Here is an 11,714-nt window from a genome sequence, read left to right as displayed (position 1 = left end):
GTACGCCTGGCGCGCCCTGCTGTCGATAGCCGCCGCACTTTGTAGGGTGCGCCCCGCGTACCAGCTCCGACGCATAGGATCTGCCCTGTCCCCTGACGGGCAATTTCTCCTGGCTACGACCTGTGCGTGCATCGCATCCAGAACCGCAATCGGCGGTGCGCGCGGCGCGCCCTACGCAAACGCACACATGCTTCAAGTACAAGCACACCGCGCATCCCCACTCCATCGGAGCCCATAACGAAAAAACCGCGGCCCAGGGGCCGCGGTTTTTCGTCAAGCACTACCTGTCTCAGTGTGCCAGCAGCGATCCCCCCTTCTTACCCACCAGCTTCTCAGGCTTGATCAGGAAGCGCGCCAGGGCCGGCAGCAGGAGCATGGCACCGAACATATTGACGATGAACATGAAGGTCAGCATCAGGCCCATGTCGGCCTGGAACTTGATGGCCGAGAACATCCAGGTCGCCACGCCGATGGCCAGGCACAGACCGGTGAACAGCACCGCCTTGCCGGTCGACTTGAGCGTCTGGTAGTAGGCTTCCTGCAACGGCAGACCCGCACGCAGGAAACTCTCCAGGCGGCTATAGATGTAGATGCCGTAGTCGACACCGATACCTACGCCAAGGGCGATCACCGGCAGGGTCGCAACCTTCATGCCGATGCCGAGCGAGGCCATCAGCGCGTTGCCGAGGATCGAGGTGAGGATCAGCGGCAGCACGATGCAGATCATCGCCGGAATCGAACGGAAGGTGATCAGGCACATCACCGCCACCCACAGGTACACCAGCGACAGCATGAGCAGCTCGGAAGTGGAGATCACCTCGTTGGTGGCAGCCTCGATACCCGCGTTACCGGCGGCCAGGAGGAACTCCAGACCGTCCCGGTTGTGCTCGTCGGCGAACTCCTGAACCGCAGCAACAGTGCGCTTGAGGGTCTCTGCCTTGTGGTCCTCGAGGAACAGCAGCACCGGAGCCAGCGAGCAGTCGCCGTTGTACAGGCCGTCGGCACGGGCGATGGAGTTGTTCAGCACGTCCTGGTTGCGGGACAGGGTTTCCCACTTCAGGTTGCCTTCGTTCATGCCCTTGATCAGCTGCTTGGACACCGTGACCATGGAGATGGCCGACTGCACGCCCTGGGTGTTCTCCATCTTCCACATCAGCTCGTCCATCGCCGACAGGGTTTCATAGGTCGAGCAGGCCTCGGCCTCGGTCTTGACCATGACCACCAGCACGTCGGAGCTGGTCGAGTAGTTCTGGATGATGAAGTCGTTGTCCAGGTTGTAGCGCGAATCCGGACGAAGCTCCGGCGCCCCCTGATCGAGGTCACCGATCTGCAGGTTGGCCTTCTGGTAGAAGAAGCAGCTGACACCAGCCAGCAGACCCAGCACGACCATGAACGGCGCTACGTTGGGATGGGCGACCTTGGCCAGCAGGCGCCACATCGGCTTCTCGGTGACTTCGTCACGCTTGCTGCGCTCGATGGCGCGCTTGCTGATGCCCAGATAGGAGATCGCTACCGGCAGCAGAATCAGGTTGGTGAAGACGATCACCGCGACACCAATGGAGGCGCCGATCGCCAGCTCGTGGATCACGCCGATGTCGATGATCAGCAGCGCGATGAAACCGACAGCGTCCGCCAGAATCGCGATCATCCCCGGCAGGAACAGCTGACGGAAGGTGCGCCGCGCCGCCATCAGCGAGTTCTCGGCGCCACTGGACTGCAGGGCGATACCGTTGATCTTCTGTACGCCGTGGGAAACCCCGATGGCGAAAATCAGGAACGGCACCAGCATCGAGTAGGGATCGAGCCCGAAGCCCACCAGATTCATCAGACCCAGCTGCCAGACCACAGCGATCAGCGTGGTCACCAGTACGCCGATAGTGGAGCGGATACACCAGCTGAACCAGTACAGCAGGACGAAGGTGATCAACAGCACGATGGCGAAGAAGCCCACCACCATGATCAGACCATCGATCAGATCACCAACCTTCTTGGCGAAGCCAACGATATGGATCTGCACGTTGGGGTTCTGCTGCTGGTACTTGTCGCGGATCTTCTCTTCCAGCTCATGGGAGAACTTCTGGTAATCCAGCTTGATCAGGGTGCCCTGGTCGTTCGGATCCGGGTAGGACTCGAGCAGCGGCACGTCGATGATGCTGGACTTGAAGTTGTTCGCCACCAGGCGGCCGATCTGCCCGGACTTGAGCACGTTGCTGCGCAACTCTTCAAGACTCTGTGGGCTGCCGTCGTAGGTCTGCGGGATCACTTCGCCGCCCGCGAAGCCTTCCTCGGTCACCTCGGTCCAGCGCACGCTGGGGCTCCACAGCGACTTCAGGTTGGAGCGGTCGACCCCATTGATGTAGAACACCTCGTCATGGATCTGCCGCAGCGTCTCCATGTAGTCCTTGCTGAAGATGTCGCCTTCAGTGGCTTCCACCGAAATACGTACGGTGTTGCCGAGGTTGGCCAGGTCGTTGCGGTGCTCCATCATCTTCTCGATGAATGGATGCGACAGCGGAATCATCTTCTCGAAACTGGTCGAGGGCCGTACCTGGGTAGCCTGGTAGAGCAGGAAGATGGTGGTCAGCAGACATAACAGGATGACTGCTGGACGGTTGTTGAAAATCAGGCGCTCGAGAAAGCTCGCCTTGTCCTGGTGATGAACGGACATCGATGACTACCCCTTATTATTGTGCTGTCGGCTTGGCGCCAGTCGAGGTGGCCAGGCGAACGCCGCCCTGCCCCACCAGAACCAGTTGGCCCTCGTCGCCTGCGGCCACTGCCGACAGGGACTGACGATCCGGACGATTGAACAAGCCGAAACTGCGCCCGCCGTCCCCGCTTCGCAGCACCGTGCCGCCGTGACCGACGATCACCACGGAGCCATCATCGAGCAGGGAGCCCCCCGCCAGACCGAACTCCAACGGGCCGTTGCCCGCCGTCTCCAGGCGGACCTGCTGCCAGCTGTCGCCGAAATCCGTCGAGCGGAACAGGTGCCCGCGCAGCCCGTAGGCCAGCAGCACACCGCTCTGATCGGTACCGGTCACGCCAAACAGCGAGCCTTCATAGGGCGCGTCCTCGATCGTCTCCCAGGTTTCACCCCAATCAGCGGATCGGAACATGGCCCCCATCTCGCCAACGATGAACAGACCGCTGTCCTTTACCGCAGCGATCGAGTTGAGGTGATAGGCATCTTCATTGTCGAGACGATCGCTAATGTCGTCCCAAGTCTCGCCGCCGTCCAGGGTTTCCAGCAGCGCGCCGTAGGCCCCTACGGCATAACCGGTTTGCAGATCCTTGAACCAGATATCCAGCAGCGGCGCTTCGCGCTCGAGATCTTCGAACTGCTTGGTCCAGGTCAGGCCGCCATCGGCCGTTGCGAGAATCTGCGCATCGTGACCGACCACCCAGCCATGCTGGGCATCGACGAAGAACAGGGAGGTCAGCATCTGCCGCGTTGGCACCTTGGCCTGCTGCCAGCTTTGTCCCTGATCGTTGGAATAGAGAATGTGACCACGGTTGCCAACGGCAACCAGGCGCTCACCGGTATTGACGATATCGAGCAGCAGGCTGTGCACAGCCTTGGGTGACTCGATCGCGTAACCGGCGTCAGCCGCAGCCGAAGTCTCGGCCTGCAAGGGTGCGGCAGCAAAAGCCAGAATGGAAAGCACACTGCATAGCGAGAGCGCTTTAGCCAGCGGCGAATGGACACGGAGCGCCGATTTGCGCGCCGAACTGGGCGCCAGACCGGACCGGGTGCGCCGCATGACGGGCTCACTCATATACCTTCCCCCTTTCTTGTTATAGGCGGTACTGCTGATTAGCAGGCTGCCCATCCTAGCGAGCTTCGGAAAGGCCTGACAATCGGCGAGACGTTATGTTTTGTTAAGGCAGAACCCGCGTTATAGAAGCCTATTCGCCATACTGATACGAAAAGGCCGCTACAACTGTAGCGGCCTTCATTTGAGGCTACACGATTATTATCGAGTGCCGCGGCGACGCAGGGCAGCCGGTTTGAAATAACCGTCGTCCGGAACCGCCTGGGTGAAGTCGATGGTGTTGCTCTCTTCGTTGTCCAGGTTCTGCACGTGGTAACGACGCGCCTGCAGATCGTGGAACACATCGAGCGCAGACCAGGTGGTCGGCAGGTCGTAGTAGTTCTTCAGGTAGGCGATGGAAACGCGCCACAGCTCACCACGGCCGTCGTACTGATCCACTACCGCAGCCTGCCAGCTGTCCTCGTCGAGGAACAGGGTACGCTTGGAATAGATATGGCGGGCGCCGGACTTCAGCGTACCCTCGACGACCCATACGCGATGCAGCTCGTTACGGGTCAGCGCAGGGTTCAGGTGACCGACCTGCAGCAGATCCTTGTACTTAACCTCAGGGCTGGTGACCTTGTAGTTGTTGTACGGGATGTAGATTTCCTTCTTGCCCACCAGTTTCCAGTCATAGCGATCCGGAGCACCGTTGAACATGTCGGTGTCATCGGCAGTACGCAGACCGTCTGCGGCAGCGATCGGCGTGTCGTAGGCCAGATTAGGTGCACGACGCACGCGACGCTGGCCGGCGTTGTAACCCCAGGCCTGACGCGGTTCCTTGACCTGATCCAGGGTCTCGTGAACCAGGGTCGCACCACCGGCCAGACGCGCCGGACTGGTGGTGAACGACAGGTAGTAGAACATGATGTTGTTCAGATCGGCGAAGGAGCCGTTCTGCAGGTAGTACTTGAACAGCGCTTCCTGCTGCGAGGTGACCAGCGAGTAGGAACCATTGCGCTGCACCGCCACTTCCGAGGCGCGACGCACGATGTAGGTGCCGCGATAGCGGGCGATGTGGTTCCACAGCGCTTCCACGCCATTTTGCGGAATCGGGAACGGGATGCCGCCATAGGCGTTGCTGAAACCGTTCCCGCCATCGGCCAGCTTGGCGCTGGTGGCGTTCTTGATGGTGTTGTCATAGATCCACTGCGGCGCAGAGCCGGATCGGCGGGTCTGATACACCGGCATCTGATAGGTTTCCGGATAGGCCTTGAACATGGCGATCTGACCCGGGGTCAGATTGGCCTCGTACTGGCTCAGGTTGGCCGCGGTGATGGTGAACAGCGGCTTGTCGTCCGGGAACGGATTGACGTGGTGCTGGCCCGAGCGGCTGTAACCAGCCGGGGCCTGGGTGATGCCACCGGTCCAGGCCGGAATGGTGCCTGCGGCGTTGCCGGCTTTTTCGGCGCCGAAGGGAGTCAGGGTGTCACCGAGCTTGGCGGCTTCCTGCGGGGAAACGGCAGCCAGCGCGGAACCGGCGGAAAACGCCAGCGCTACGGCTACGGCCATCAGCCTGTGCTTGTTCAGCATGGGTAATTCTCCGTGAAGAGTTGCCAGGCGCCCGCAAGCGCCCAGCGTGTTTCTGGTTATAGGTATTAGAAGGAGTACTTGACGTTCAGACCGATGTTGTCGCGGTCACGGCCTGAGTTACTTTGGCCACCGCCCATGAACTCGGTGTATTGAATCTCGGCTTCTAGGCTGTTCAGATAGCTAGCACGTAGACCGACGGTATAAGCCTTACGGTCTTCAATAAAGTTACCGGTCTGATGACCATTGCCCTGAAAGTCGTGCTTGAAAACAGCAAAGGGCGACAGATTCACACCTGCATATACGTCGTTCCAAGTACCAGACAACACTAAGGTATAGCCATAAGCATCACGCGAAGCACAGTCCTGTTTCGCCATAGCAGCATCTGTTGAATATGACGTATTAGCGCGACCAGCAATGCAACGATCGCCATCAACTGCCTGGTATTTCAGACTGTCAGCGCGAAGGTGCTCAGAAGCAATCTCAGCGACACCGAACAGCGAATCGAAGCTCAACACATTGCCGAAATTATGGATCGCACCGACAGAGATATTGAATGCCTCAACACGGCGAGAGTTGCTGACCGAACCATCACGCCCAACCCACTGCCCGGAAATAAGAGCCGTACCGGCATTGGGGCCGGTGATACCAGAAGTATCCGCAAGCTGTGCGCCCTGAAGCACGATATCGCCGAGCAGGTCGTTGGTGGCCGAGATGCCGACCGGCAGATTGGGGCGGTAAGCCAGTTCACCGAAAACCGAGGTTTCGTTGATCGTGGTATTGAAACTGAAGCCGTACATGCGAATATCTTCGGCATATTCGCGCTTGGCCTGGGTGGAGCCTAGCAGATCAACTGTCGCCAAACCACCGGCAGTTGGAACAAGCGCAGGGTCAAAAACCCCTCCCCCCAACACAGTAGCCAAGGCCTGCAAATTAACACCCTCATAACCATTCAGATCAGCATAAATGGTCGGCTCTTTGGCATGATAATTAACAAAATAGAAGCCAAATTCCGTGGAGTTCAATTCTTCGGCAATATACCGGAATGAAAAGCCGTACTGGCCATCATTCTTAGCGTTAACATCACTCGTCACATCAGCGACTTTCAAGATATCGCCGTATGATGCATTCACGCCATTCTGAAACATGCCAGCCGCACGTGCACCCGCGAGGGCAGGAGCGCCCATCAGACCGGCAGCCAAACCGTTATAGCCCGCAATAGCTGGAGCCAGAGCAGTGCCCGCAAAGTTGTTGTAAGCGGTATTCCCCCCCTCCCCGAACAAATCTGTTTCCGAGAAAAACGTACCTACCGGATCAATCGCCGATTCTTTCCAGTTGAACTGGTAGAAGGCATCCATGGACAGGTTGTCGGTCAGACCGATGGCAAAGCTCAGCGCCTCAACCGGAACCAGCACTTCCTTGACCTCTGCGCCTGGCAGACGGAACTTGCCAGCGTCCACTGGGTTGGTAGTATTCACGCCGCCACGGTAGAACAGACCCTCGCCCCAGTTGAATACCTGCTTACCAAATCGCGCACTTACCGGCATATTGGCGATATCCCAGTTGCCGTAAACGTAGGCATCGAGGATTTCTGCATTACGACCAGCAGAATGGCGAGTACCACGAGTAAAGCTGTCGTCTTTCGGGACGTTCTGGCTCGGCTGATAAGCCAGGCTGGTATCGTAGTAATCGTTGCGCTTGTCCATGATCTGTGTGTCATAGAACGCGGTGCCACGGACGAAAACCCCGTAATTCTGGTACGAAGCTTCCAGATCGGAGGTAATCTTAAATACCTCGGAAACCAGGCCAGTGTTGAAATTGCGGTTACCGTCGTTGGTGTTGATGTCGTTGTTGGTCTTGTCCTGGCCCTGTACGCGCCACAGCTGGCCGTAGGAGATGGTGGTGTCAATGGAGCCGGTGATTTCGTTGTCGGCGAAGCTGAACTCCACCGCCTGCGCCTGAGCTGCAACCAGCAGCGGCAGAACACCAGCGAACGCAAAGCCGGCCTTGGCCGGGGCAAAACGTAGAACGGGCTTGCGGGACTTAATTTCCATCGAGACTCACTCCGTGGACAGATCATTCTTTTGAGCGATCCCGTATCCGGGTCGCGATATGCCGTACTGGCGACGGCTTCTGTTTTTTATTTTGTAGCGACGTGTTCCAACGACCAGCGAGAGCTTGCACGCGGTCAAGTCCTGCTCGGCATTGCAACCATGGTGCCAATTCAAACAGTTGTATCAGCGCAAACAGCCGTGGGAGAGCCGTTGGATGGTTTCTTTTCGTGACTGATCAGCCACTGACCAAAAGACCAGAAAAAGTGGCGCACTTTGTCCTACGATCCGACGTTTTATGCCAATCACCCCCCGTTTTGTACGGGTTAGCGGGTACAAATAGCGTCTCATTGTCAAGCAACGACACTCGAATTTAAGCGTACAAACACATAACCAGCGGCCTGCATATTTCGTTGGGTAACAAAAAAGTGTTACCAGCCATAGGCCGGTAACACTTCCTGTAGAGCCAACCCCGTCTTACGCCAGGCTTTTACTCACCACCTCATAGACGTCGCTGGACAGCTCGCCAGAGGCGAGGATGCGCTCCAGCTCTGCCTTCATCAGTGCCTGGCGAGCCTGGCCGTACTTGCGCCAGCGGGTTAGCGGAGCCAGCAGGCGTGAAGCGATCTGCGGATTGAGCGCATTGAGGGTGATCACCTGATCGGCGAGAAAGCGGTAGCCTGCTCCGTCGGCGCGGTGAAAGTTGATCAGGTTCTGATTGGCGAAGGCCCCGATCAGCGCACGTACCTTGTTCGGGTTCTTCAGGGTGAAGGCTTCGTGCTGCATCAGCGCATGTACGCGCTCCAGGCCGCCCGGCAGCGGGCAGCCGGCCTGCACGCTGAACCACTGATCCATGACCAGCGCGTCGTCCCTGAAGTAGTCGGCGAACATCGCCAGAGCCTTGTCGCGCTCCTGCTGGAACGGCGAGTTGACCAGCACGGCCAGCGCGGCCAGGCGCTCGGTCATGTTGTCGGCATTCTCGAACTGCTCGACGCAGGCTGCCAGCACCTCCGGCTTCTCGCTGAGCATCAGATAGGACAGTGCGATGTTCTGCAGGCTGCGGCGGGCGAAATGCGCCGCCTCGGCGACGTACGGGGAGGCCCTGGAGACTTCGCGGTTGGCCTGATAGCGCGCCCACAACGGGGCGAACAGCGCCATGGCCAGCTCCTTGCGGGCGAACTCGCGAGCCGCGTGGATGGCCTCGACATCAGCCACCTCGCTGATCTCGGTCAGATAGGCCTCGCCCGGCAGCGAGAGCATTTCCGCGACCATGGCCTGATCCAGTGTCTCGTCTTCCAGCAGCGTACGCAGCGCGCTGACCAGGCGTTGATCCAGCACCAGAGCCTCGCCGCGCTGATGCTGGCCGATCAGTTCCTGCAGTACCTGCACGGACAGCTGCTGGCCGGCTTCCCAGCGGTTGAAGCCATCGTTGTCATGCTGCATGAGGAACATCAGCTGGTCGCGGTCGTAAGGGAAACCCAGCTTGACCGGCGCGCTGAAGCCGCGCAGCAGCGACGGCAGCGGCTTTTCGGCAAGACCCTCGAAAGTGAAGGTCTGCTCGGCCTCGGTCACCGACAGCACGCGACTGCTGCCCTGCGCTGCAGCCTCACCCTGCAGGCGCAGCGGCAGTTCATTACCCTGCGCATCGAGCAGGCCGAGCGCCACGGGAATCACGAACGGCAGCTTCTCGCTCTGCCCCGGGGTGGCCGGGCAGCTCTGGCGGAAGGTCAGGCTATAGGTCTGCGCAACGGCATCATGGGCCTCAACGACCTCCAGACGCGGCGTGCCGGCCTGGGTGTACCAGCGCTTGAACTGGGTCAGGTCGATGCCACTGGCATCTTCCATGGCCTTGACGAAATCGTCGCAGGTCACGGCCTGACCATCGTGGCGCTCGAAGTACAGATCCGAACCCTTGCGGAACAGCTCCGGGCCGAGCAGGGTGTGGATCATGCGCAGCACTTCGGCACCCTTCTCGTAGATGGTCAGGGTGTAGAAGTTGGAGATCTCCATGTACGCATCCGGACGCACCGGGTGGGCCATGGGGCCGGCGTCCTCGGCGAACTGATGGGTGCGCAGGTAGGCCACGTCCTCGATGCGCTTGACCACCCGCGAATGGGTGTCGGCGGAGAACTCGCTGTCACGGAACACGGTGAAGCCTTCCTTGAGCGACAGCTGGAACCAGTCGCGGCAGGTCACGCGGTTGCCCGACCAATTGTGGAAATACTCGTGCGCCACCACCGCCTCGACGCGCTGATGAGCGGCGTCGGTGGCGGTTTCGGCCTTGGCCAGCACACAGCTGGAGTTGAAGATGTTGAGCCCCTTGTTCTCCATGGCGCCCATGTTGAAGTCGCTGACCGCGACGATCATGAAGATGTCCAGGTCGTACTCGCGGCCGTAGACCTCCTCGTCCCACTTCATCGAGCGTTTGAGGCTGTCCATGGCGTGCTGCACCTTGTCGATGTTCTCCGGCTCGACATAGATGCGCAGCGCCACTTCACGTTTGCTCATGGTGGTGAAGCTGTCTTCCACGCACCAGAGGTCACCGGCGACCAGGGCGAACAGGTAGGCCGGTTTCTTGAACGGGTCTTCCCAGGTGGCCCAATGGCGACCGCCCTCCTCGCTGCCGCTGGCGATCGGGTTGCCATTGGACAGCAGCACCGGATAGCGATGCTGCTCGGCGCTGAGCGTGGTAGTGAATTTGCTCATCACGTCCGGGCGGTCGAGGTAGAAGGTGATCTTGCGGAAGCCCTCGGCCTCGCACTGGGTGCAGAACATCTTGCCGGACTTGTACAGCCCCTCCAGCGCGGTGTTGCTCTCCGGATGGATGCGCACGCTGCTGTCGATGACAAAGCGCTCGGCGCTCGGCTGCAGGGTCAGATGGCTGTCGGTCAGGGTGTAGTCGCCCTCGCCCAGCTCACGGTCGTCGAGTTTGAGTTCCAGCAGCTCCAGCTGCTGGCCATCGAGCACCAGCGGCGGCAGGCCGGCGCCGGCTTCCGGGTTGCGCCGCATGACCAGCTGCGCATGCACCAGGCTGTGATCCTCGAACAGTTCGAAGGTCAGGTGAGTTTCGTCGATCAGGTAATCGGGAACCTGATAGTCCTTCAGGTAAATGGTCTTGGATTGTTCGGTGCGCATGGCTCTTGGCCTCTCGTCTGCGGCGCATCGGGCGCCGGTGGCAATCGGGTGTCAGGCGGCGATCTCGTGGACGGCCAGCTGGTAGGCGGTGTACTTGCGGATATTGATCACGCCGGTATCGAACATCAGGTACTGGCCCTTGATACCGAGCAGAGTACCTTCGGCCAGCGGTTGTTTGTCCAGATTGAAGCTGGTGATCTTGGCTGGATAGGCCTCGATGGGATAGCGAATTTCCAGCACTTCGGCAGCGGACAGCGGCTGGATGGCTTGCAGGCCGAAGCGCTGCTGCAGCGCGGTAATGCCCCCGGCGCAGGCATCCAGGACCTGCTCGCGAATGGCAACCAGGTCGACCGGCGCGGCATCGCCCTTGAGCAGCGCCCGCCAGTTGGTCTTGTCCGCCACCTGGCTACGCAGCAGATCCTCGACGAAGCCGGACTGCTGCCGAGTCGCCACACGCAGGATGGGCAACGCCTGAGTCGCACCCTGGTCGATCCAGCGCGTCGGCACCTGACTGGCGCGGGTGATGCCGACCTTCACCCCACTGGAGTTGGCTAGGTAGACGATATGGTCGGTCATGCAGAACTGCTCGCCCCAGCTCGGCTCGCGGCAGGTACCGGCCTCGAAGTGGCAGCGCTCCGGGCTCATGATGCAGATGTCGCATTGCGCCAGTTTCTGCATGCAGGGGTAGCAGTAGCCCTGGCTGAAACTGGTCTTGGTCTTGCGCCCGCAGTGCGTGCAATGAATGGCGCCGAGGTACTCCAGACGCAGGCTCTTGCCCACCAGCGGGTTGACCGGCACCTCCTCGTCACCGAGGCGGAACGCATACTGTACCGGCGCGTCCAGACGCGCCTTCATCTTGCTCAGCGAGCCACGTCCTAGCTCAGTCATCAGTGGACGGTATCCGAAGACTTGAACAGCAGGTTGGGCACCGGCTCGGATTTGGACTTGCACTCCTGCGGGCCCATGTAGCCGGTACGCTCTTCCTCCGGCAGGTTCTGCGTCTCCCAGGCGATCATCGCCTGCAGGGTCAGTTCCTTCTGTTCCTGAGTCAGCTTGCGGCCATCGGGCCACTTGCCGATTTCCACGGCCAGCTTGAGGCTCTCGTAGATTTCCGGGGTGATGTTGTCGATGGCTTCGAGAAAGGACGACATAGAGATCTCCAGTTAAACCGTAGGGCGGGCTC

Annotated in this window: 7 protein-coding genes; all 7 read right to left on the bottom strand. The window is 59.9% G+C overall.

The annotated features are described in order from the left end of the window. Nucleotides 1–289: 289 nt before the first annotated feature. The 7 genes from OEG79_RS07485 to OEG79_RS07455 all read right to left on the bottom strand — a co-directional run bounded on the left by OEG79_RS07485 (nucleotide 290) and on the right by OEG79_RS07455 (nucleotide 11,682). Nucleotides 290–2,668: an efflux RND transporter permease subunit gene (locus OEG79_RS07485; protein WP_264148149.1), complete on the bottom strand. Its 2,379-nt coding sequence runs from the start codon at nucleotides 2,666–2,668 to the stop codon at nucleotides 290–292. Between the two features lie 16 nt (nucleotides 2,669–2,684). Next, nucleotides 2,685–3,779: a WD40/YVTN/BNR-like repeat-containing protein gene (locus tag OEG79_RS07480; protein ID WP_413247528.1), complete on the bottom strand. Its 1,095-nt coding sequence runs from the start codon at nucleotides 3,777–3,779 to the stop codon at nucleotides 2,685–2,687. 198 nt (nucleotides 3,780–3,977) lie between these two features. Beyond that, nucleotides 3,978–5,348, bottom strand: a complete 1,371-nt coding sequence (locus OEG79_RS07475) for a DUF1329 domain-containing protein (protein WP_264148148.1) — start codon at nucleotides 5,346–5,348, stop codon at nucleotides 3,978–3,980. 65 nt (nucleotides 5,349–5,413) lie between these two features. Beyond that, nucleotides 5,414–7,399 (bottom strand): DUF1302 domain-containing protein, encoded by a 1,986-nt coding sequence (locus tag OEG79_RS07470; RefSeq protein ID WP_264148147.1) that lies wholly within the window; start codon nucleotides 7,397–7,399, stop codon nucleotides 5,414–5,416. A 474-nt stretch (nucleotides 7,400–7,873) separates the two neighbouring features. Then, nucleotides 7,874–10,531, bottom strand: coding sequence for an aminopeptidase N (gene pepN, locus OEG79_RS07465; RefSeq protein WP_264148146.1), 2,658 nt, complete (start codon nucleotides 10,529–10,531; stop codon nucleotides 7,874–7,876). A 51-nt stretch (nucleotides 10,532–10,582) separates the two neighbouring features. Further along, nucleotides 10,583–11,419, bottom strand: a complete 837-nt coding sequence (locus tag OEG79_RS07460) for a DUF2797 domain-containing protein (RefSeq protein WP_264148145.1) — start codon at nucleotides 11,417–11,419, stop codon at nucleotides 10,583–10,585. Beyond that, entirely contained in the window at nucleotides 11,419–11,682 is a 264-nt protein-coding gene (locus OEG79_RS07455) for a YeaC family protein (protein ID WP_264148144.1), read from the bottom strand. Before OEG79_RS07455 ends, OEG79_RS07460 begins: the two co-directional genes overlap by 1 nt. Nucleotides 11,683–11,714: the final 32 nt, after the last annotated feature.

Source organism: Pseudomonas sp. Z8(2022), assembly GCF_025837155.1.
Classification (GTDB): Bacteria; Pseudomonadota; Gammaproteobacteria; order Pseudomonadales; family Pseudomonadaceae; genus Aquipseudomonas.
This window is presented reverse-complemented; position numbering and strand designations above follow the sequence as displayed.

Bases quoted from the DNA above. Each gene is read 5' to 3' on its own strand.
- OEG79_RS07485 (WP_264148149.1), bottom strand. From the start codon at position 2,668: ATGTCCGTTCATCACCAGGACAAGGCGAGCTTTCTCGAGCGCCTGATT.
- OEG79_RS07480 (WP_413247528.1), bottom strand. From the start codon at position 3,779: ATGAGTGAGCCCGTCATGCGGCGCACCCGGTCCGGTCTGGCGCCCAGT.
- OEG79_RS07475 (WP_264148148.1), bottom strand. From the start codon at position 5,348: ATGCTGAACAAGCACAGGCTGATGGCCGTAGCCGTAGCGCTGGCGTTT.
- OEG79_RS07470 (WP_264148147.1), bottom strand. From the start codon at position 7,399: ATGGAAATTAAGTCCCGCAAGCCCGTTCTACGTTTTGCCCCGGCCAAG.
- pepN (WP_264148146.1), bottom strand. From the start codon at position 10,531: ATGCGCACCGAACAATCCAAGACCATTTACCTGAAGGACTATCAGGTT.
- OEG79_RS07460 (WP_264148145.1), bottom strand. From the start codon at position 11,419: ATGACTGAGCTAGGACGTGGCTCGCTGAGCAAGATGAAGGCGCGTCTG.
- OEG79_RS07455 (WP_264148144.1), bottom strand. From the start codon at position 11,682: ATGTCGTCCTTTCTCGAAGCCATCGACAACATCACCCCGGAAATCTAC.